General features: G+C 58.5%; 14 protein-coding genes and 5 tRNA genes. All 19 read right to left on the bottom strand.

Annotated elements, in window-relative coordinates; all coding sequences use genetic code 11:
* Window positions 1–120: 120 nt before the first annotated feature.
* Complete coding sequence (dnaJ, locus tag H1B31_RS06290; protein ID WP_185979712.1) at window positions 121–1,272, bottom strand: molecular chaperone DnaJ; 1,152 nt, start codon at window positions 1,270–1,272, stop codon at window positions 121–123.
* 9 nt (window positions 1,273–1,281) lie between these two features.
* Window positions 1,282–3,141, bottom strand: a complete 1,860-nt coding sequence (dnaK, locus tag H1B31_RS06285; protein WP_185979711.1) for a molecular chaperone DnaK — start codon at window positions 3,139–3,141, stop codon at window positions 1,282–1,284.
* Window positions 3,142–3,180: 39 nt separating this feature from the next.
* Window positions 3,181–3,753 (bottom strand): nucleotide exchange factor GrpE, encoded by a 573-nt coding sequence (grpE, locus tag H1B31_RS06280; RefSeq protein WP_185979710.1) that lies wholly within the window; start codon window positions 3,751–3,753, stop codon window positions 3,181–3,183.
* On the bottom strand, window positions 3,747–4,781 hold the full coding sequence (hrcA, locus tag H1B31_RS06275) for a heat-inducible transcriptional repressor HrcA (protein ID WP_185979709.1): 1,035 nt from the start codon (window positions 4,779–4,781) through the stop codon (window positions 3,747–3,749). Before hrcA ends, grpE begins: the two co-directional genes overlap by 7 nt.
* Window positions 4,782–4,965: 184 nt before the next feature.
* Window positions 4,966–15,291 (bottom strand): two-partner secretion domain-containing protein, encoded by a 10,326-nt coding sequence (locus H1B31_RS06270; protein WP_185979708.1) that lies wholly within the window; start codon window positions 15,289–15,291, stop codon window positions 4,966–4,968.
* A gap of 41 nt (window positions 15,292–15,332) precedes the next feature.
* The gene (locus tag H1B31_RS06265) at window positions 15,333–16,967 is read right to left on the bottom strand and encodes a ShlB/FhaC/HecB family hemolysin secretion/activation protein (protein WP_185979707.1); all 1,635 of its coding nucleotides are present in this window, start codon (window positions 16,965–16,967) and stop codon (window positions 15,333–15,335) included.
* A gap of 218 nt (window positions 16,968–17,185) precedes the next feature.
* Window positions 17,186–17,560 (bottom strand): 50S ribosomal protein L7/L12, encoded by a 375-nt coding sequence (gene rplL, locus H1B31_RS06260; protein ID WP_185979706.1) that lies wholly within the window; start codon window positions 17,558–17,560, stop codon window positions 17,186–17,188.
* Between the two features lie 43 nt (window positions 17,561–17,603).
* A complete protein-coding gene (gene rplJ / locus H1B31_RS06255) occupies window positions 17,604–18,140 on the bottom strand; it encodes a 50S ribosomal protein L10 (protein ID WP_009439647.1) in 537 nt (178 codons plus the stop codon).
* A gap of 292 nt (window positions 18,141–18,432) precedes the next feature.
* Complete coding sequence (rplA, locus tag H1B31_RS06250) at window positions 18,433–19,116, bottom strand: 50S ribosomal protein L1 (protein WP_021684286.1); 684 nt, start codon at window positions 19,114–19,116, stop codon at window positions 18,433–18,435.
* Window positions 19,117–19,173: 57 nt separating this feature from the next.
* A complete protein-coding gene (gene rplK / locus H1B31_RS06245; protein ID WP_009439649.1) occupies window positions 19,174–19,599 on the bottom strand; it encodes a 50S ribosomal protein L11 in 426 nt (141 codons plus the stop codon).
* A gap of 31 nt (window positions 19,600–19,630) precedes the next feature.
* Complete coding sequence (nusG, locus tag H1B31_RS06240; RefSeq protein WP_185979705.1) at window positions 19,631–20,182, bottom strand: transcription termination/antitermination protein NusG; 552 nt, start codon at window positions 20,180–20,182, stop codon at window positions 19,631–19,633.
* Window positions 20,183–20,196: 14 nt separating this feature from the next.
* On the bottom strand, window positions 20,197–20,382 hold the full coding sequence (gene secE, locus H1B31_RS06235; protein ID WP_006307106.1) for a preprotein translocase subunit SecE: 186 nt from the start codon (window positions 20,380–20,382) through the stop codon (window positions 20,197–20,199).
* Between the two features lie 12 nt (window positions 20,383–20,394).
* Complete coding sequence (rpmG, locus tag H1B31_RS06230) at window positions 20,395–20,544, bottom strand: 50S ribosomal protein L33 (RefSeq protein ID WP_006307107.1); 150 nt, start codon at window positions 20,542–20,544, stop codon at window positions 20,395–20,397.
* A 169-nt stretch (window positions 20,545–20,713) separates the two neighbouring features.
* Window positions 20,714–20,790 (bottom strand) — tRNA-Met (locus tag H1B31_RS06225).
* A gap of 6 nt (window positions 20,791–20,796) precedes the next feature.
* Window positions 20,797–20,872 (bottom strand) — tRNA-Thr (locus H1B31_RS06220).
* 9 nt (window positions 20,873–20,881) lie between these two features.
* Window positions 20,882–20,957, bottom strand: a tRNA-Met gene (locus H1B31_RS06215).
* A gap of 7 nt (window positions 20,958–20,964) precedes the next feature.
* Window positions 20,965–21,050: transfer RNA gene (locus H1B31_RS06210), tRNA-Tyr, on the bottom strand.
* Between the two features lie 17 nt (window positions 21,051–21,067).
* A tRNA-Met gene (locus H1B31_RS06205) sits at window positions 21,068–21,143 on the bottom strand.
* A gap of 121 nt (window positions 21,144–21,264) precedes the next feature.
* The gene (gene pfp, locus H1B31_RS06200) at window positions 21,265–22,527 is read right to left on the bottom strand and encodes a diphosphate--fructose-6-phosphate 1-phosphotransferase (protein ID WP_009441029.1); all 1,263 of its coding nucleotides are present in this window, start codon (window positions 22,525–22,527) and stop codon (window positions 21,265–21,267) included.
* Window positions 22,528–22,573: the final 46 nt, after the last annotated feature.

Genomic DNA, 22,573 nt, shown 5'->3' with positions numbered 1-22,573 from the left:
CTCCAAGCCTACACGCTTTTTTCCTAAACAAAACCAATACGGCTTATCCTAACAAATGTACGAAGCAATGTCAATGCACAAAAGGAGCGGCTGCGGCAAGATGAAGCCGCAGCCGCTCTATTACGCAAACAGATCCTTGAATTTCTCAGTAAAGCTCTTCTGCTCGGGATTGACCGCATCCCCGCTGAGCGCAGCAAACTCCTTGAGGAGTTCCTTCTGCTTCGACGAGAGCTTCTGCGGCGTCGTGACCTTGACGCGGACGTGCTCATCGCCGCGTCCGGAGCCGCGCAGATTCGGTATGCCCTTGCCTTTGACGCGCAGCACCGTGCCTGTCTGGATGCCCGCAGGCACCTTGAGGTCGACTGCGCCGTCGAGGGTCGGCACCTGTACCGTATCACCGAGCGATGCCTGTACGAAGGTGATCGGAATCTCGATGAGGACATCGTTGCCGCGTCGCTGAAAGAGCTCATGCGGACGGATAAAGATGTAGACGTAGAGATCACCGTTCGCTCCGCCGCGCACGCCTGCCTCGCCGCCGCCCGAGACGCGGACACGCTGTCCGTCGTCCACGCCGCGCGGGATGTTGACCTTGATGGTCTTCGTGACGCGCTTGCGTCCCGTGCCGTGGCAGTCACCGCACGGATTCTTGATGATCTTGCCAGTGCCATGGCACTGGCTGCACGTACGCGAGGTCATCATGCTGCCGAACATCGTCCGCTGCATGACCTGCTCCTGCCCCGACCCATGACAGGTCGAACAGGTCTCGGCACTCGAGCCCTTTGCCGCGCCCGAACCGCCGCAGGTCGGACAGTTCTCCTCACGCGGGATGGAGAGCTCAACCTCCTTGCCAAACGCTGCTTCCTCGAACGAAATCTCGAGGTCATAGCGCAGATCAGCCCCGCGTTCGGGACCCTGTCTGCGTGCACGGCGGCTTCCGCCGCCCATGCCGAACATATCGAAGATGTCGTCCATGTCAAAGCCGCCGAATCCGCCGGCACCGCCGAAGGGGTTCCCCCCTCCGGCGCCGCCCCCGCGTCGCGGGTCGAAGGCATCGTGACCGAACTGGTCATACGCCGCCTTCTTCTGCGGATCCTTCAGCACATCGTACGCCTCATTGACCTCCTTGAATTTCTCCTCGGCGGTCTTAGGGTCGTCACGGTTGAGATCGGGATGGTACTTGCGCGCGAGTTTCTTATATGCTTTTTTGATTTCATCGTCCGAGGCGCCCTTTTGGACGCCCAGGACTTCGTAGTAATCGCGTTTCTCGCTCACGATACCACCTTACTTCTTATCATCCTTGACTTCGGTGAACTCCGCATCGACAACATTGTCATCCTGCGCGCCGCTCTGTGCGCCCGCATTTGCATCTGCGCCCGGCGCTGCACCTGCGGCACCCGCCGCCTGCTGTGCCTGCTGATAGGCTGCTGCAGAGAGCTCGTAGAGGGGCTGACGCACCTCTTCGGTCGCCGCCTTGATCGCCTCGATATCCGAGCCCTTGAGCGCTTCCTTCAGCTTGTCAATGGCAGCCTGTGTCTTGGAGACAAGCGCCTGATCTGCGTTCTCGCCGAGATCCTTGATCGCCTTCTCCGCCTGATAGACGAGGGAGTCGCCCGCGTTGCGCGCATCGACGGCTTCCTTCTGCTTCTTGTCCTCAGCAGCGTGCGATTCCGCCTCTTTCACCATGCGCTCGATGTCTTCTTTGCTCATGCCGCTATCGGACTGAATCGTGATCTTCTGCTCCTTGCCCGTGCCGAGATCCTTCGCCGACACGTTGACAATGCCGTTCGCATCGATGTCGAACTTGACCTCGATCTGGGGCACGCCGCGCGGTGCGGGCGGAATATCCGTGAGCTGGAAGCGTCCAAGCGTCTTGTTGCCCGCCGCCATCTCGCGCTCGCCCTGCAGGACATGGATCTCAACACCCGGCTGATTGTCCGCTGCAGTCGAGAACACCTGACTCTTCGAGGTTGGGATGGTCGTATTGCGGTCGATGATCTTCGTGCAGACGCCGCCGAGCGTCTCGATGCCGAGCGAGAGCGGCGTAACGTCGAGGAGCAGCACATCCTTGACCTCGCCGACGAGCACGCCGCCCTGGATTGCTGCGCCGATGGAGACGCACTCATCCGGGTTGACGCCCTTCGAGGGCTCCTTGCCGAGGATCTTGCGGATCGCATCCTGCACCGCAGGAATACGAGTCGAACCGCCGACGAGAATGATCTTGTCGATCTCGTTGCTCGAGAGCCCCGCATCCTCCATCGCCTTGCGCGTCGGAACCATCGTGCGCTCCACGAGATCCGCCGTCAGCTCATCGAACTTTGCACGCGAGAGCGTGAGGTCGAGATGCTTCGGACCCGTCGCATCCGCCGTGATGAACGGCAGGTTGATATTCGTCTGGCTCATGCTCGAGAGCTCAATCTTCGCCTTCTCCGCCGCCTCGATGAGACGCTGTGCGCTCATCTTATCCTGCGAGAGGTCGATGCCGTTCTCCTTCTTGAACTCCTCGACCATCCAGTCCATGATCTTCTTGTCAAAGTCGTCGCCGCCGAGCATCGTATCGCCGTTCGTCGCCTTGACCTCGAAGACGCCTTCACTCAGCTCGAGGATGGAGACGTCGAACGTGCCGCCGCCCAAGTCGAAGACGAGCACCGTTTCATCCTGATCTTTGTCAAGACCGTATGCGAGCGCTGCCGCCGTCGGCTCGTTGATGATACGAAGCACCTCGAGGCCTGCAATCTTGCCCGCGTCCTTCGTCGCCTGACGCTGGCTGTCGTTGAAGTACGCAGGAACCGTGATGACCGCCTGCGTAACGGTCTCGCCGAGATACGCCTCTGCATCGCTCTTGAGCTTCTGCAGGATCATCGCCGAGATCTCGGGCGGCGTGTAGTTCTTGCCGTCAATCGTCACGTGATAGTTCGGGTCACCCATATGACGCTTGATCGACGAGATCGTGCGGTCGGGGTTCGAGACCGCCTGATTCTTTGCAAGGCGGCCGACAAGGCGCTGCCCGTCCTTCGTAAAGCCCACGACGGACGGCGTGATGCGGCTGCCCTCAGGGTTCGTAATAACGACGGGCTCTCCGCCCTCCATGACCGACACAACGGAGTTCGTCGTTCCAAGATCAATACCAATTACTTTAGCCATTTTATATTCCTCCAAAACTCTTTATAAGATGTTGTATTCTTAGTTGCCTGCTACCTGCACCATGGCTGGGCGGATGACCCTGCCCTTGGCCTGATAGCCCTTTTGCAGCACCTGCGTGATCGTGCCGTCCTCCACATCGGGATTCTCGACGCGCATGACCGCCTGATGCACATTCGGATCAAAGGGCGCGCCCTCTGCCTCGATGTTTTCAAGCCCGTGCTTTTCCATCACCTCGCGCAGCTGCGTGAAGATCATCTCCACGCCCTTTTGGAACGCCTCCCCATCCGTCTGTTCCACCGCCATTGCCCGCTCGAAATTGTCGAGGAGCGGCAGGAAATCCGTGAGGATATTCTGCGTGATAACGGCCGCAAGTTCCTCCTTCTCCTTCGCCGTGCGGCGGCGGAAGTTTTCAAAATCCGCCTGAAGACGCAGGATGCGGTCGTTCTTTTCCTGAAGCTGTGCCTCGAGTTCGGACGTCTTGTCCTCCTCTGCGGGCACATCTTCCACGGTTACATCCGCAGATTCCGCCTCCGTGTCAGTTACATCCTCCACGGGCTGCTCCTCTGCCGTCATCTCTTCCTTCTCCTGCAAGCCGTTCACCTCTCCTACCATTTCAGCTGATAGATCATCTCTGTTAGATTCGTGTTCACATAGTCGAGTATGCGCATCGCCTTCGCGTATTCCATGCGCGTGGGGCCGAGCACCGCAATCGTCCCGAGCAGCCTGCCGTCGACATGATAGGTCGCCGTGATAAAACTGCTGTCCCAGAACGTACTGCTCTTGTTCTCGCGCCCAATCGTGACCTCGAGCCCCTCGCCCGCATGCGTGTGCAGGATATCCTTCACGAGATCCTCACGCTCGAGGACGAGCAGCATCGCACGGACGCGCTCGAGATCCTGGAACTCGGGATTGCCGAGCAGCTGTGCCGTACCGCCGAGGTAGAGACGATCCTCCGAGCGCCCTTCGAGCGCCCTGTGCATGACCTCCACGGCGGCGACGAAGATCGACTCATCGCCGATTGCATCGCGCACGCGGCGCATATCCGTCTTCGTCACGGCGCTAAGAGCCTTGCCCGATAACGCCTGATTGACCGCCCCCGCCATCCGCTGAAAATCTGCGAATGTTGCACCGTCGGGAATCTCGACAATGCGGTTCTCGACGAAGCCCGCGTCCGTCATGAGGACGGCAATCGCGTGGTTCAGATCGAGAGGCAGGAACTGCAGCATGCGGAACGTCGACTGCGCGGCCTGCGGTGCGAGCACAAGCGAAACATTGTGCGTCACGTCCGCAATTAGACGCGCCGTCTCCTGAAACACCTCGTCAAGGCGCCGCACGCGCCTGTGGTACCAATCGCGTATCTTCTTTTTCTCAGCATCCGTCACCGGAGCGACGGGCTGCAAACCATCGACGTAGAAGCGGTACCCCTTCGATGAAGGGATACGCCCGGCGGATGTGTGAGGATGCTCCAGATAGCCGAGCATCTCGAGATCCGCCATCTCATTGCGAATGGTGGCAGGGCTGATGCCGAGATTGTATTTCTGCGCGAGTGTCCGCGATCCGACCGGCTCTGCCGATGCGATGTAGTCATCGACGACCGCCCACAGGATCTGACTCTTGCGTGCGTCCAGATCGTCCGACATTCACCCCTCTCCTCTCCTTTCAATCTCTGTTAGCACTCTCTAAAACTGAGTGCTAATCAAAATCTATACTGAATATACACGGTAAAAAGCAAAAAGTCAAGAGCAAAAATGACAAAAAGTCAAATATTTTTTCATGCGAAAAGCCTCCCTCGATGATACGGAGGAGGCTTTGCATTACGGCATATTACTCTTCGCTCTGCCCATCCAATACATTGAAGATGTAGACGGCGCGAATCTCTACAGGCGTCACGCCGAGGTCTTCAATCGCCGTGAGGAGCCCCGAGGAGAGCACGGCGCGCTCCGCCTTGCGATCCTCTGCTGTGATGATCGAGAGTGCCGGCTCATCCTGCGGATAGAGCGTCACAATGCCATTGCCAAACGTCACCTCAAAGGAGCCGTCCGCCGTCTGATAGAGGAAGCGAAGTGCCTGCTCGGACGTATTGCGAATCTCCTTTGGATCCGGAATGTCAACCTTCTTCGAGGACGGCTTGATCGCCAGCTTATCCGGCGAGTAGTTGACCGTATAGATGCCGTCAAGGTCGCGCGATCCGCCATCCGTAAAGAGAACAGGGATTGCCTCAGATGTATTGTGTGCCGGATTCTCAGGATGGAACCCGCGGTCACCGCGCGTCCTGCCGAGGTCAAAGCCGAACGAGCCGTCCTTGTGCTCGACGAAATCATGCGCCTCGGGCGTGCTGCCATTCGTCACGACAACACGATTTGCCCAGTTCGTCGGTGCCGCATCCTGCGGCATCTGAACAGTTACTCCCTCGGCGGGCGGATTGCTGCCCGTGCGATTCTCAGTCGGAACGGCTGCGGTCGTCACGCCGCTTCCACCGTTCGTCGTTCCCGCCGTTACTTGCGCAGCAGCAGCACTGCTCGTCGTTACGGCAGCCCCCTCGGGCGTACTCATATCAAATCCGCGCATAGCAATCGTCAAATTACCGGGTGCGTAGTTAAAGCGATAGTTGGAACGTGCCGACGCACCTGCATAGCCACTTTCAACGGAAGCAGGATCGACATGGATCACGCCCCGATAGATGCCGCCGCGCGTCGTCGCGTTCATACCCGCATCATAGTGCGATGTGATGCCGCTGATGTCGTCGCCCGCGAGCAGACCGCGCTGCGATGTGTGGTCGCCACGCTCGATCATGTATGCGGTTATGGCGGGATTCGGTGCACCGTAGTCACGGGAGGCACTGCCCGCCGTGATCAGCACCTCGCGCGGAGTGATGATAAACCTACCGTCTGCGTAGTGAATATTGTAGTTGGCATCTGTGCCGTACGCAAACTGCGCCGCAGAGGAACGTGTCCAAAGCCCCGTAGTACCTGCGTTGGTCGTAACCGTTGCGGTCGGGTCGATTGTCTCCGTAACGGAAGAAACCACATCACCGCCCACGAGTCCGCTTACTGCATCTGTCGGACGCACGTTGACGAGACGCGTGCCGTTCACATAGTGCGCCAGACTGTTCGCTGCGCCGTAAGCGCGGCTCTTGTCACCCGCCGTGATGTAGAGGTCGCGCTTCGTGATGGCAAACCCACCGTCGACATAGGTGATGTTGTAGTTCGACGCCTTACGATTGCCTGCGAGGCGTGCATTTGTAATCTGCGTCTTGAGTCCCGCCGTGCCGGCGTTCGTCGTAACGAGGGCGTCCGTCGATTCATCGACGTCAGCGACCGCGTCACCGTTCACGAGTCCCGTCGTGGCGGTCGCGGCGTCGGCACGGAACTTTGTCGTGCCGCCCGTATAGACGGCGGTCGAGTTCTCCGTGCCGTAGATGCGCGTCTTGCTGCCCGCATGAAGCGTCAAGTCGCGCGGCGTGATGGCGAAATTGCCGTCCTCGTAGCGAACGTCATAGTTATTGGCATTTCCCGTGCCGAAGACGGCATTTGCAATCTTCGTCTTGAGTCCTGCCGTGCCTGCGTCCGTCGTGACGGTCGCACGCGAATCAATCGTCTCCGTGACCGTCGAAACCGTATCGCCGTTGACGAGGTTCGTGCCCGCCTTGACGCGGAAGAGATTCGTGCCGTTCACATAGTTTGCGGTGCTGTTCGCCGTGCCGTAGATGCGGTTCTTGTCGCCTGCGACGAGCGTCAGCGGCCGCTTCGTTATGTTGAAGTGTCCGTCAACGTAGGTGATGTTGTAATTGTTTGCCGTACCCGACGAGAAGTGTGCCGCGCTTGCCTTTGTCCAAAGACCTGCCGTGCCCGCATTCGTCGTGACGGTCGCCGTCGGGTCAATCGTCTCCGTCACATCGTCGATCGCATCGCCGCCCACAAGTCCCGTCGTCGCGGTAGCTGCAGCGACGTTGACCTTCGCCGTGTTGTTAATATACCCCGCCGTCGTATTGGCATCGCCGTAGATGCGGCTCTTATCGCCCGCTGTAATGGTGAGCGGACGCTTCTTGATCGTGAGCGTGCCGGGATCGGACGTGATATGGTAGTCCGTCGCAAGGCTGCGGCTTCCCGTGGCGAGCGCCGCACCATTTAAGGTCATCGTGTAAGTGCCGACGCCCGTGCGCTCCGTGACGGCGTTGCCGCCGCCATCCGCCGCCGTGACTGTATACTTCGCAAAACTGTCGCCCGTAAGGAGCGTGCCCGTATGCGTCGTGCTCGACGTCATGGTCACGTTGTCGTTCGATGTGCCATAAATGCGCTCGCCGCTCGGCGCAGTGAAGTGGATGTCGATGGGCTTCACCGTGAGCTTGCCTGGAACGTACTTGAATTTGTAGTTTGTCGCGGAGAGCGTGCTGTTTTTCAGGTCAACACTGTACTCGCCCGCATGGACAACGCCCTGCGCATAGCCCGTCGTCTTCGTCGCATCCGCAATCGGGGTATAGGAAACAGCACCCGAGAGAAGTCCCGTTGTATTTTCCGTCTGGCTGTTCGCGAAGTTTGAGAACGTGACCCCCGCGTTGCCCGTGTAGCTGTGCGGATTGCCGTTGTAATTTACGGTCGAGGTCTTGCCCGTGACCGTGACGACGCGCGGCACGATGCGGTAGTCGACTGTGATCTTGTAGTTGAGGTCATTGTGCCCTTGATAAGTGATCTTCTCATTGGGAATGGTCGAATCTGAACCGTAGGTATGCGCACCCGAACGCATATTGACATCGGTCGATGCCTTCTTGACCTCGCCATTCGTTGTATTGATATCAGCATTGACGTTCGTATGAACCGTCGTACCGAAACTATGCGTCCCCGAATCACCTACATGAGCGCGAATGTAATCTACCTCCGTCTTGTCGAGCGCACGGCGCTTCGCATTGCCGTCATCAACGATCTGGAAGCCCGATGCCGCGCCAAAGAATGCGCCGTTCGCATCGCCATAGGCACGGGTCGAATACAGCTTGAGTTCCGGCTGATACTTGTAGAACATGGCGTTCTGACCCGCAGGAATGGGGAAAGAACTGCGATTGCTGTAGTCCACGCCGTATTTACGGAACTGGAATACAAGCCCGTCGATCTCATTCTCGACAGAGTCCTCCGTATGCACGACATAACGCTGGCCGGGCGCGGTCTTGATGGCGTTTGCGCCCCCCTTGTTCTTGAAGGCGCCGCCCTGCGCTTCGATGACGACATCGGACGTGCCCGTGCCGATGATTTTCCCGCCGGGCGCAATCGTGACATTGCCACCATTTTTGTTTGTGATATTGATCGGCGCATTATTTCCCTTGATAACCCCCGTGACCGTCGTGCCGCCCTTCGTCTCGACGGTCAGGCCTGTGGCGGACGTGATATTGCCGAGATTCTTGATCTCGTTCGGACCCGTGAGATTGACGGAGTTCGCTTCGACTTCGAGCGTCGGCACGGACTTCAGGACGCCTGTCGAGGTGACTGCGCCGTTCGTCTTGATGGCGACGGCATCGGCAAGCCCCTCGGGCAGGTCGACGTTGCCGACCTTGACATTGCCCGCGTTCTGTCCGCCGATGCGAATCTTCTTGAAGCCCTTGCCGTCGGGATTCTTCCGCAGAAGACCTGTGCCGCTGAAAATATCGGACGGAAGTGTAAGATCGGAGGCGGAGCCGCCCGAGCCGGGCGTGCCGAAGTTGATCGTCTTGCCCGGCGTATAGGTGTCGAAGGAGACGTCGCCGTGACCTGTGATCGTGCTGCCGTTCGCCGTGTTGAGATTATCCGTATGGATGGCGACATTTCCGTCATGATCGCGATCAGCACCGTCCGCATTGATATGCGCATCATCGAGATTGACTTCACGACTGGCGACGGTATAGTCCTGACCGTGTGTATTGATCGTGCCCGAAAGGTTGACGCCGCCCTGTCCGCTCGAAACCGCCTGCTGGATGTTCACGCGGAACGGCATGTTGATCACACCGCTCTGATAGAGACGTCCGGTGCCCCCATGATCGCCGATGTTGACAACTTCGTATTCCCAGAACTGACGGTTGTTGCCGTTGAAATACTTGTCGAGCAGGGAAAGCTTCGTCGGATCGTTCACTTCGCCGCCGAGCTTGATGTCCCGATTACCCGAGATCGGCAGGATATTGAGCGCCTTCTTGCCCTTCATCTTGCCATTCAAGTTCATCGCATCGGTCTTGAGCGTGAGTACGCCCGTGCCCGTATCGACGGAGCTTCCAGCCACCGTCGTCAAATCCTTCGATTCGAGTGCGAAGTCGTTGCCATTCGTTCGAATGTTTGCCGAGCCGTCAACCGTCATCGTTCCTGCGGTTTTCCCTGAACGAATCGTCGTCGGATCGACGAAGTTCAGATTGCCGCCGACATTCGTCGCGCCCGTCGCATCGTCGCGGCCGAGGTAAACATGCTTGAAGCCGTCCTTGATTTTATTTCCGCCGAAGAGGTTTGCGGGCAGATTCAATCCCGTGCCTGTCGTACCGACGTTCAAATTCGTGGCAGCATTTGCCTGCTGTACAGTGAGATTGCCCTTACCCTCGACGCCCTCGGTAAAGGTCATGGCATCGGCGGACAGCGCGATGTCGCCCGCCGTACCGCCAGCTTCGCCCGACTTCACGCCCTTGATGGTACGCGAAGCGATAGGTGCACCTGCAGGCGTCGTGATCTGCCCGATGGTCAGCGCATTCGACTTTACCTTGACGGAGAGCACGTCTGCCGCAAGGGTGCCAATTTCATTGTTCTTTTCGAGCGCAATATTGCCGCCGAGGAGAGCGAGTTTATCCGTCTTGATCTTGCCCGTCGTCTGGTTCGCCGCTGTCTTGGCGTTGACAACGAGCGTCTTGTTCGCTGCAAGCGTCATATCCCCCGCGAAGTTGATCGTATCCGCTTGGAGTGTCACATCCTTCGCAAGAGAAGAATTTGCCACGTTGATCGTGCCCTGCGTACCGTTGCCGATGGCGTAATGCGTGAACCCCGAACCGAACACCGTGCCGAACTTCGCGTCAGGCAGGAGAAGATCGCCCGTCGCCGTGTTGCCGAGACCGATGGTCTTCGTGCCGTCGTAGGTCGCGATGCCGAGCGTGCCCGTGCCGTTGACAGTGGCAGCCCCGCTATTGTCCATAAGGTTCGTGATGCTGTTCGTATAGAGGTTCAGGGTGCTGCCCGTACCGACCGCCATCGCGCCCGCACCGCTCGAGTTCTCAATCGAGCCGGTCTTGAGCGTCACACGGCGATTGCCGCCGACCGTCAGGCCGTTCGTGCCGATGGTGACCTTATTCGTATCCTTCGTGCGGATCGTGACGCTGTTGTTCGCCGTGATGCCGTCGATCGTGACGTCGCCCGTCGCCTCGTTGCCGAGACTCAGCGCGCCGAAATTACTGCCAAAGAGCTTTCCGTTGAGCTGGTCGCCCGTGATATGGAGACCTGCTCCCGACGCATTGTTATCGACGGTCATCGCCCTGCCCGTGGTGCGCGGAGCGAGGTCAAGCCTGCCGCTGCCCGTGATGTTTGTCGTATTGTCTTCGCCCGCAGTTTCATTGACCTTATCGACATTGAGGGCGAGATAGCCCTCGCGGTCATTGCCGAGGTCGATCTTCGCGCGCGCGCCAAGGTCGAGTTCTGTTCCCGTTGCCCGCACATCCGCCTTGCCGCCGGAGATGGCAAGGGCGGCATCGTCGCCAAAGACGACCTTGCCTCCGCGCGAGTGCAGACGGACGTTCGCTTCGTCGCCCGCGACGTTGAAGTGGGCGTTATTTTCCAGCGTGATCGCCCCTGCGGTGTTGACGCTGATGCCCGAGCCCTTGCCATTGACGGTGACGCTCTTGCCGGTCTTTACGGTGAAGCCACCCGTGATGACGGAGGCAGGGGCATGACCTGTCTGTGTCGGATCTGCACCGATCGTGAGCTTTGCGCCTTCCCCATTCAGCGTAAGGTTCTCTTCCACCACAACGCCGAGCTTGCCCGACGCATTGATGGACTTCTTGACCGAACCGCCGTAGAAGTAGACATGCTTCTCACCTGCGACATCGAAGCCGCCAAATCCGTCCAACACGTCATTGATCGTGCTGTAGGAAATGCGATAGCCATTGGTCGGAACACCGGCGGCATCGTCCTTGATATAGATATCCTTCCCCGAGGGAACACCGCTGGTCTTGACCTTGCCATCCTTCTGTCCGAGGATCTTGCCATTTCCGAGATCGAGACCGCCCGAGAGGTCGAGCTCCAGATTCTTGACGGCGAGCGTGTCGCCTGTGTTCGGCAGAGTGGCGGTGCTCGCCTTGATCTTCATGTCGGACGTGCCGTCCGCGCCCGCCTTGTTCGTGCCCTCAATCTTGACGTTGCCCTGCGTCTCAATATCCGACGGCTTCTTGAACGTCGCACCCTTGATATTGATGTTGCCCGTCTGCGTCGCACCACCAATCTTGATCTCACCATAATTCGCGTTGTTGATATTCCAGTCGCCCGTGCCCGTGCCGACGTTGATGGTCTGCGACTTTGTCGCCTTTTCGAGCGTAAGCTTCTTGCCGACATTGACCTTGTTATTCCCGAGGTCGAGATCGTCGGCTTCGATCTTCGTGTCGTCCGTGGAATTGAGGTTTCCTTCGACCGTGAGTTTCTGCCCCGCCGCCATCTGGATGTCCGTCGATTTCGTCTTGAGACCGTCGACGTTCTTCGCAGGATTTACCGTGCGGTCTTCGACGACGGCGACCTTCATGTGGGTGTTGTTCTTAAGTTTCAAATTGCCATCCGACATATCGGCGGCGATATTCTTGATCGCATTCGCCTGCGTGCTGAGATCCATCGAGCCTTTGCCGAGGAGCAGCAGGTTGCCGACCGAAACGGGCGCACTCTGGGAAAGCCCGTCGCCAAGCGTCGTGCCCGGCGCATCGGCATGGAGCGCGAGCGTATCCGTCGGCGCACCGTTGACCGCGCCCGTGATATTGATCTTGCCCTGCGTCAGGATGCTCGTATACTTAGGCATATTGCCCGCTGAAATGCCCGCGATGGTCGCCGTGCCGCCATTGTCCTTTGCGCCGATGGAGACGTTCTTAAAATTGCCCGCCTTGAGTTTTCCAAAGCCTGCATCCGTCACAAGACCTGCCGTGCCGCCGACGGTGAAGTTTCCTGCCGTCTTGGGCTTCAGCACGAACGTGCCCGCGCCGTTCGTATCAGCGAACGCGGCATCGTTCCAGTTCGTGACGCTGTTCGCCGTCATCGTCATCGTGCCCGCTCCCGAGGCGAGATTCGCACCCGAAGCAAAGTCAACGGTATTTGCCTTGAACGTCGTGTCCTTTCCGCCTGCGTTCGTCATTGCGCCTGAGAATTTGATGGTCGAGCCCGATTCCACCGTCAGCGGTGCCTCGACGTCGGCTGCAGCAATTTCGACATTGCCAGTAGACGCATTGCCCAGATGGACTTCGCCCGTGCCGGAGTTGATGAAATCGAGGTCATTCATGTGAACATCGGCACTCGAAGAACCGACGGACATCGTCTTGCCCGACGTTTTCGTCTCAACCGTAACTTTTCCGTTTGCACTCGAAAGAGTGCCCTGCGCTCCCGAGGAGAGCGTCAGCGCATCCGTCTTGACGTTGATTGTGCCGCCTGCTGTCGATACCTTGCTCGCCGTGTCGAAATTGACCGCCGCCGCTTCAAGCGATGTCGCCGCCGCGCCCGTCGATTTGACCTCGGCATTCGCATTGAGCTTGAGCGTGCCGCTCGCCTTGAGCTTCATCGCGCCCGCCGCGTTCGTCATGCCGTGTGCGCCGACCGTGAGATCGCCCGCCGTCACTTCGACGTCTGCACCGCCCGCTGCGGTTGTCAGTCCAGTTGCACCGCCAACGGTCAGATCGCCGCTGTTCTTAAATGTCAAGCCCTTCGCCTTGCCGTCGAGCTTTGCGACGGCATGCGTTCCCGTGAGGTTCACCGTGGCATCTGCTGCATCGAGTTTGAGGGCGTCTGCCGTGATGACACCCGCGCCTGCGATCGCATTCTTCGAACCAAGCGTCAGCGCATGACCTGCGGCGTTTACTGCGCCGTCGACGGTCAGCGTACCTGCACCCGAATCGATGGCGAGATCGCTGCCCGCCGTCACGCCACCGGCGTTGATGTTTGCCGCCTTGCTCGCGTCGCCGACCGTATTCTTCTTGAAGTTTCGAATCTTTCCCGTGCTCGTGAACGTATCGCCTGCGAGGTCAAGTCCGCCCGAACCCGTGCCAAAGTTGATGGTCTCGCCGTCCGAAAGCGTCCAGACCTTTGCCGTACCTGCGGGGTCGCCGTCGCCTGTGATCGTGCCCGTGAGGTCGAGGGAATCTGTGCGCAGCTCGACCGAGCGCGTCGTGATGTTCCCGAGGGCGATCCCCTTGCCGCCGCCTGTGGACTTGCCGACGAGCGTGACCTTGCCCGCGCCCGCCGTGATCGTCGCGCCCGTGAGCGATACGCCCGCCGCGTTCGCTGTCGTACTGCCCGCGAGTTCGACATTGCCGCTCGCCGTGGTGCCGTCCGTGGTATCAATCGTGACACCGTTGAGCATGATGCCCGCCTCACCCGCACTCTGCGAGTTCGCAAAGCCGACGCCATCTTCGACGAGACCGCCGCCGACCTTGACATTGCCGCCGAGCGTCTTGATATTCTTTCCGCTCGCGACGCTGACCGAACCGCCTGCATAGTGGTTCGTATCGGAGGTGATGTCCACATTGAGCTTACCCGCCGTCGACGTGATATTGGCGTTGATATTTACGTTTCCCGTCGCCTTGAGCGTCAGAGTTGCGTCGCCGCCCGCCGTCTTCGTGATTGCATCCGATACGGTGATGGAGTTGTCGTTCTGTTCCGTGAGGTTCGCCGTCTGAATGGTTACAGATGTGCCGCCGTTCAGCGAATTGGTGACGGTCTGTACGTCCGCCTGAGAGCCGGCTTCGGGATCGCCCGCCGCACGCGTCTTTACCTCGATGTCGCCGGGGTCAATGAGCCATTCGCCCGCCTTGCCCGCCGCCGACGAAGCATCGACGCGTCCCGTGATCTGCACCTTCGCACCCGAGGTCTCGACGGCGCCGCCCGCGCCCGTGCCTTTGCCACGTGCCGTGATCTCGCCCGCGAACTTCGTCATACCGTCCGACCAGACGGCGACCGTGCCGCCCGATGCGCCTGCCTGCGTCGCATCGGCACGCAGAGCCGCGCCGCGCTCGATCGTGACATTCTGTGCGTGCGTGAGGTCGCCCGTGCCCTGCCAGCCACCGCCAATCTCGACCGTGCCGGCTTTCGCGCCGCTCACATCCGTCACACTGCCCGAAGCAAGGCGCACGTCATTCGCCGTCATGCGCACGCTTCCCGCTGCACCGTCAAGGCTCGCGGCACGCACGATGCCCTCCTGGTTGACCGCCGAGCGCGTCAGCGCATCGCCCGTCGCTGCGGACATGAAAACGAGGCCTCCGTCTGCTTCGACGAGACCTTTGTTCGTGACTGCCTGCTCCATCGCCGCCTTCGTCGGGACGACCGAGACCTTGCCGTCGCCGTTAAAGTCGAGCGACACGGCTTCGCCCGCCGCGAGTACCGCTGCGCCCTTCTTCGCCACGATAACGCCCTCGTTCACGACATCCTTGCCGAGCAGGGCGACTGTCCCCTCATTTTTCGCAATGAGAGAGGCGCGGTTAATTACCTTGCCGTCACTCGGCGTGCCGACAAAGGCGTATTTTCCCGCCATAAAGTCCGCATTCGTAATGTTCATCGTCGAGGCGAGAATCGAGCCCGCATCCACCTGTGCGCCGGGCGCAAAGAGAACGCCCGCAGGGTTGACGAGGAAGACGCGACCGTTCGCCGAGAGCGTGCCGAAGATCTCGGAGGGATTCCCACCGAGCACACGGTTCAGCAGAGCTGCCTGGGCATTCGGCTGATAGATATTGACGCGCTCGCCCGCGCCGATGTTGAACGAGTTCCAGTTGATGACGGCATTCTGCGTTGCCTGATGAATCGCCATCTCCGCCTGTGATGCGGCAATGTCTGCCGCACCTGCCGCAACCTGTCCGCCCTGCGGCAGTGCCATTGCCTGATTCATGCCGCCCATCATCAGCGCACCCGCCGCCAGGATGCCGATACCGCTGCGCAGACTGCGTCGCATCTGTCCACGCCGCTGCTTTCTCATCATGCTCATATTGATACCCCTTCAATCAAAACACAGTGGTGATAGCCCCATCAGAAGAATTTATAAATCTGAAACCAGAAACGCCCACTGCGATCCGTATCCGAAACGGCGTCCTCCGACCCAATTTTCCATGCATAGTACGCGCGTGCCACCCAGTTTGCCTGATTGCTCCAGTTCACGCCCACACCTGCGCCGTAAAGGCTGCGTCCTGCAACACCTGTGTAGCCCGGCAGCTTGTTGTGATAGAGATTCACATGACCGCCATCGGCGAATGCAATCAGCTGCCATACATTCTCATCGCCCTCGCGCGTCGGCAGATTCCAACGCAGCTCCGATGTCCAACGCCAGCCGTCATCCCCCGATGCCTCGCCGACGGGATAGGCGCGTACGCCGTTCGGCCCGCCGAGTGACATCTTCTCTGAGGAATCCAGATTCTTGGATGCCCACTGCCGCTGATAGCTCAGATAGAGTGAGACGCGCTCACTGACGTGCTGCAGTCGCGTAAGCTCGAGATTCCACTTGCCGAATTGACCTGCTGTCTGCGCCGTCGCAGCATCATACGTGCGCTGAATCTCGTCGTCAATGGAGAGATCACCGTGCGTATAGTTCAACGCGAACGTATTTTTACCGCCCGTCCAAAAGCGATCCAAACTGTCGCCGTTTATGCCAAACACCCAGTTGTGCGCGCTCTTCGGGCTGCGGTACGCCATGCTCTTTGCCTCATCGTCGAGACTCTTCATATCGAAGCGGATGGTGCCGTACATATTCACATCGCGGCTGCGTTTGAAGTTGTGCTGCCAGTGTACGCTCAGGGTCTCCGCCGTTCCCGTGTAGTCAAGTGCCGAGAACGCACCGCCAAGCGTGTAATGTGAGCGTGCGTAACTCACGCCAACACGCTCGCCCTGCCTCACAATCGGTGTTGAGTAGGAGGCTGAGCCCGACCACATACCGCCGTTCGACAGAACGCCGCCCACCGAGAGGAGATCGCCCTCGCGTGCAGGGCTGGCATAGTTGACGAATGCACTGTACTGATAGCGTCCCGTATAGCGGTAGCCGCCGTTGTCAACCCCGACATAGCCCCATGTACGATGCCCCTTGTTCTTGACATTGACGACAAGATCTGTCGTCCCCTGCCGGCTGCCTGCCTTCAGCTGCGTATTTGCCTCCACGCGTGAAAGATCATTTGTCAGCCAGACACCGCGATTGAGCGTACTTTTTTTCACAATCTCACCGGAAGAAATGCCGATCTCGCGTCGGATCGCCTCCTCCTTGAGATAGGACTCGTTGTTCACAATGATCTGATCGTAGTGCCCCGGTACAATGGTGAAGTCCACGACACCATCCTTGAAGTTCTGTGGTGCGAGATAGGCAAAGGCAACAAAATATCCCTTTGAACGAAGGTATTTCGTAACCTCCTCTGCCTGCGCCTCGAGCTCTGTGAGCGTTGCATCCTTATGCCTATGCGCTGCAAGCACATCCGCAAGTTCCGCCTCCGTCACGGGATTCTCCCCCGAGAACGTATAGCGCGCAACCCATATACTCTGCTCGGCCGCTGCACTTGTTTCTTTGGCAGAAGCAGGAAAAGAACAGACATGCATTGCAGCACAGAGCGCAATAAAAAAGCGCGCCGTATGTCTTCCAACACGCTGCACACCTTCACACTTCTTATTCTTACGTTTCCTCATAGATTCACGAGCCTCCGCCAATTAGATTGTATTCTTATCTTATAGATATTATCGTTTATTTGCATGATATCTTAACACATACATGACCATATTCCTAGATTTATATGTTCTCTTTCAATATTTTTTCTCTAAGAAATCTCTGATGGAGGGATGCTCATCAATATAAAAACCGCCCTCCCTTATAGGAAAGCGGTTTCCAAAAGTCAATTTCGTCTGAATTACTTCAGCTCGACCGTTGCGCCGGCCTCTTCGAGCTTCTTCTTGAGCTCCTCAGCCTCAGCCTTGGCGATGTTCTCCTTGACCGGCTTCGGTGCACCGTCAACGAGCTCCTTCGCTTCCTTCAGTCCGAGACCCGTTGCCTCACGGACAGCCTTGATGACGTTGATCTTCTTGTCGCCTGCAGATGCGAGAACGACCGTGAACTCCGTCTTCTCCTCGCCGCCCGCAGCAGCCGGAGCAGCGCCACCGACAGCAGCAACAGCAACCGGTGCAGCAGCGCTGACACCGAACTTCTCTTCCATAGCCTTGACGAGCTCGGAGAGTTCGAGAACGGTCATGTTCTCAATGGCTTCCAGAATCTGATCCTTGTTCATGATATACCTCCAAAAATTAGTGTAATTTCTCTTCGAATATTCTTTATGCGGACGCCTTCTGCGCACGGACTGCATCAAGCACATAGACGGCATTGCGGATAACGCCCTGAAGCACGTTGACCGTGTTCGTAATCGGCGCATTCATGCTGCCCATGAGCTTTGCAATAAGCTCTTCGCGCGACGGGAGCGACGCAAGTGCCTGCACCTCGTTCGCCTCGATGACCTTGCCCTCGACGGTACCGACCTTGACGGACAGGATCCCCTTGTCGTCGAGCTTGTTCTTCTTGATGTAGTCGCAGATGACCTTCGCAGGTGCAACCGCATCCTCTGCCGAGAACGCGAACGCCGTCGTGCCCTCGAGATGCGGGTCGAGCCCCTCAAGTCCGAGTGCATCGGCTGCACGGCGCACCATCGTGTTCTTTACAACGTGGTAGGTGACGCCTGCGGCGCGCAGCTCGCGGCGCAGCTCCGTATCCTGTGCGACCGTGAGACCGCTGTACGTCGTGAAGACCGCGCCCTTCGCCGAGGCTAGCTGCTCTTTCAGCTTCTCGACGATGACTTCTTTCTTATGGTCTGCCATGTAATCATTTCCCTCCCTTCTTGTCGCCGTTCATCTTGGCACGTCCTTCCGTTCTCGCTGCGTCGGAACATCCTCCACGCAGCTCTAACTGCGCGTCCGGTGTTCCTCCTTGCTCAAACAAAAATCCGCACCAATCTGGACGGCTCTTACTCTTTCGAATGAAAAATCTCCGGCTGCTTCTACCGCCGGAGATGAATGTTCAAATTCACGTCCGGCCTCGGCAGGCGACTACGTCGTTAGATGCTTTCGCAAACCTGCTGTCTACAGCCCGGGGAAATTCCGTATGCGCTGATTAGCTGAGCGCAACGGGGACGGCAGGTCCCATCGTTGCCACAACGGTGATGGAGCGGATGTACTGCCCCTTTGCCGCCGCCGGCTTCACGCGGATGAGCGTGTCGATGACTGCCTGATAGTTCTCGCGGAGCTTGTCCGCGTCGAAGGAGGCCTTCCCGATGGGAACGTGGATGTTGCCCGCCTTGTCCGTGCGGTACTCCACCTGACCTGCCTTGATCTCGCCGATCGCCTTCTTGAGATCCATCGTGACCGTGCCGAGCTTCGGGTTCGGCATGAGTCCGCGGGGACCAAGCACCTTACCGAGACGGCCGACCGTGCCCATCATGTCGGGGGTAGCGACGGCGACATCGAAGTCGAGCCAGCCGCCCTGAATCTTCTGGACGATCTCGTCCGAGCCGACGAAGTCCGCACCTGCAGCCTCGGCCTCTGCAACCTTCTCGCCCTTTGCAAAGACGAGAACGCGCTGGGTCTTGCCCGTGCCGTTCGGCAGGACAAGCGCTCCGCGCACCTGCTGATCCGCATACTTCGGATCGACGCCGAGGCGCACGTGCAGCTCGATGGTCTCGTCGAACTTGGCAGTTGCCGTCTTCTTCACGAGTTCCATCGCTTCCTGCGAAGCGTAGAGCTTGCCGCTCTCGATGAGCTTCGCAGCGTCTTGGTACTTCTTACCAAACTTTGCCATTGTTTCTCCCTTCGTGGTCATAGCGGGCATACGCCCTTCCACTTGTTTGACCGCAGATTAGTCTGTGATCACGATTCCCATGCTGCGGGCAGTGCCCTCGATCATGGATGTCGCCGCCTCAATCGACGCAGCGTTCAGATCCGGCATCTTGGACTCGGCGATCTCGCGCGCCTTCGAGCGCGGCAGCGTCGCAACCTTCGTCTTGTTCGGCTCGCCCGATGCCTTCTCAATGCCCGCCGCCTTCTTCAGCAGAACTGCTGCCGGAGGGGTCTTCGTGATAAAGGTAAAGGAACGATCCTCAAAGACCGTGATCTCAACCGGAATAATGAGCCCCGCCTGCTTCGCCGTACGCTCGTTGAAGTCCTTGACGAACGCCATGATGTTCACGCCCGCCTGACCAAGCGCAGGACCTACCGGAGGAGCCGGTGTCGCCTTCCCCGCAGGAACCTGCAGTTTTACGACACGCGCAACCTTCTTTGCCATCGACAAATCACCTCCTTTCGGTGCAAATTATTTAGATCAGTTCGACCTGATCGATTTCCACATCGAGGGGCGTCCCCTCCACGTCGACCTGCACGCGCAGCCCCGACGAGTCAATTGATGTGATCTTACCTGCATAGTCCTCGAATGCGCCCGAAGAAATGCGCACTGTGTCGCCGACGCTCACCTTCGTGCGGCGCTTTGGCGCACCGCCGACAGAGCCCGAGAGGATGCGCTCCGCCTCCTCCGCCGTCAGCGGGATCGGATGCTTCTCCGAGCCGACAAAGCCCGTGACGCCCGTCGTGTTGCGGACGACATACCACGAGTGTTCATCGACGATCATGTCGACGAGCACATAGCCGGGGAACACCTTGCGCGGGACGACCTTTTCCTTGCCGTCCTTCATCTCGATCTCGTTCTCCACGGGGACAACGACATTGAAGATCATCTCGCTCATGCTCGCTGAGTGCATGAGGCGCTCGAGGTTCGCCTTGACCTTGTTCTCATAGCCCGAATAGGTGTGGATGACATACCATGCCCGGTGCGGGTTTGCCTGTCTGAGATAGAGTTCTTCCTTATCCGCCATGTCCCTCTCCCGGTCTAGTAATGCAGTATGACCTGAAACACACGCGCAAAAATCGTATCACAGATCCAGATCAGCGCGCAGACCACGACGATGGCAATGCCGACGACACCCGTGTAGGTGACGAGCTCCTTCTTCGTGGACCACGAGACCTTCTTCATCTCTGCGACGACTTCCCGCAGGAATTTGACTATTTTTCCCATGACAGAGGACGCTTACTTCGTCTCTTTGTGCGGCGTGTGCTTGCGGCAGAACTTGCAGTACTTGCTGAACTCCAGACGATCCGGATTGTTCTTCTTGTTCTTGTTCGTGCGATAGTTGCGGCTATGGCACTCCGTGCACTCCAGCGTAATGTTGTTGCGCATGAATATCAACTCTCCTCATTCGTTCTTTGGTTTCATCGGAAACAACTCTTACCAATTTATCATACTTGGAAAATGCTGTCAATGTATGTGACCGCATTTTCCTCAAAGAAACACCGGAGTGCTCCTAAAAAGCATAAAAGAACCCCCGAAGCGGGGGCAGATTTCAAAATGGTGGCGGCACAGAGATTTGAACTCCGGACACTGCGGGTATGAACCGCATGCTCTAGCCAACTGAGCTATGCCGCCGTTATATGGAGCTGATGACCAGGATTGAACTGGTGACCTTATCCTTACCAAGGATACGCTCTGCCGACTGAGCTACACCAGCGCACAGACTTGGTTGCGGGGACAGGACTTGAACCTGTGACCTTCGGGTTATGAGCCCGACGAGCTACCGACTGCTCCACCCCGCGATGAAAGTGGTGGGCAGGGATGGATTCGAACCATCGTAATCCGAAGATGACAGATTTACAGTCTGTTGCCTTTAACCACTCGGCCACCTACCCATGAGATCTATGCAATTTGGTTGCGGGGACAGGACTTGAACCTGTGACCTTCGGGTTATGAGCCCGACGAGCTACCGACTGCTCCACCCCGCGATAAATTTGCTTGCGCATTGCGCTAACAAGACGATATTATACGGCAAAGGCGGCTTCTCGTCAATAGCTAAAATAGAAAATGGAGCAGAATTTTTCTGCTCCACTGTTTTCCCGTTGTATGTTATTCAGCGGCGTCGCCGTCGAAGAGGTAGGCATAGCGCTCCTTGAACGCCTCGTGCGTCATGCGGTAGGCGTTTGCCAGTCCCGGATCGTCGAGGTCGCCCTTCTCGAGGCGCATCATGAAGCCGCGCGCAATGCGGTAGTGCACGGAGTTGATGTTGACCTTGCGCACCTTCGTCTTGCCCGTCTCGGGGTCGCGGATCTCATCGAAGCGCATGGGCACCGCCTGATTGTCCTGAATCGTGATGATCGCGCCCGAGTCGCCGCTCATGAGGAACTTGACCGCCGAGTAACCGAGGGAGCGGCAATAGTCGATGTCGTACGCAATCGGCGCCGTGCAGCGCAGCTCGTAGCCGATCTCCTTGTCGATGATGGAGATCGTGATGCCGAGCTTCTTCGTCTCGGCGAGCACCGCCTGCTTCAGGATTTCGCCGAAGTCGAGCTCGCTGTAGCGGATGTGGCCGTGCTCGTCCGTGACGACGTTGCCGAGCTTTGCAAAGTCCTCCTCTGCAATCTTCTCAATGACGCCCTCTGCAATGACGGCGACGCCGTAGTTGCGTCCCGTGAGGTAGCGCTTTACGATTGAGCCGACGATGACGTCGACGACCTGCTGCAGAGGAATCTTATCCTGCGCGAACTCCTCGGGGATGATCGTGATCGCCGCACCCGCGCTGCGTCCCATACCGAGGGCGAGGTGTCCCGCCGTTCGGCCCATGGCGATGGTGAAGTACCAGCGGTTGTTCGTCGTGCTCGCGTCCTCCATGAGGTTCTCGATCTCCATCGTGCCGAATGCGCGCGCCGTCTCGAAGCCGAACGTCGGGACGCCCTCGGGCAGCGGCAGATCGTTGTCGATGGTCTTCGGGACGTGCACGACGTTGATCGTGCGCCCCATCTTGCGGGCATACTCGGAGACCGCCATCGAGCTGAACGCCGTGTCGTCGCCGCCGATGGTGACGACGTGGGTCACGCCGAGCTCGGTCAGGGTCTCGACGACGGTGCGCAGGTCGGATTCCTTCTTCGTCGGGTTGAAGCGCGACATCTTGAGGATACAGCCGCCCGTGAGGTGGATGCGGCTGATGCTGGCGGGCTCGAGGCGGACGTAGTTCTTCTCGCCGCGTGCGAGGCGCGAGAAACCGTCATAGATGCCGAGCACATCCCAGCCGTGGCGCGTTGCCTCGCTGACCACCGCCGAGATAACGCTGTTAATGCCGGGCGCAGGGCCACCCCCGCAGATGATCGCAATGACATTCTTGATCCCAATCATGAATATGCCTCCTCTTTGGAATTGTCTGTACACTATAAGGGATTCG

The organism is Selenomonas timonae (assembly GCF_014250475.1).
In the GTDB taxonomy this organism is placed as follows: domain Bacteria; phylum Bacillota; class Negativicutes; order Selenomonadales; family Selenomonadaceae; genus Centipeda; species Centipeda timonae.
This window is presented reverse-complemented; position numbering and strand designations above follow the sequence as displayed.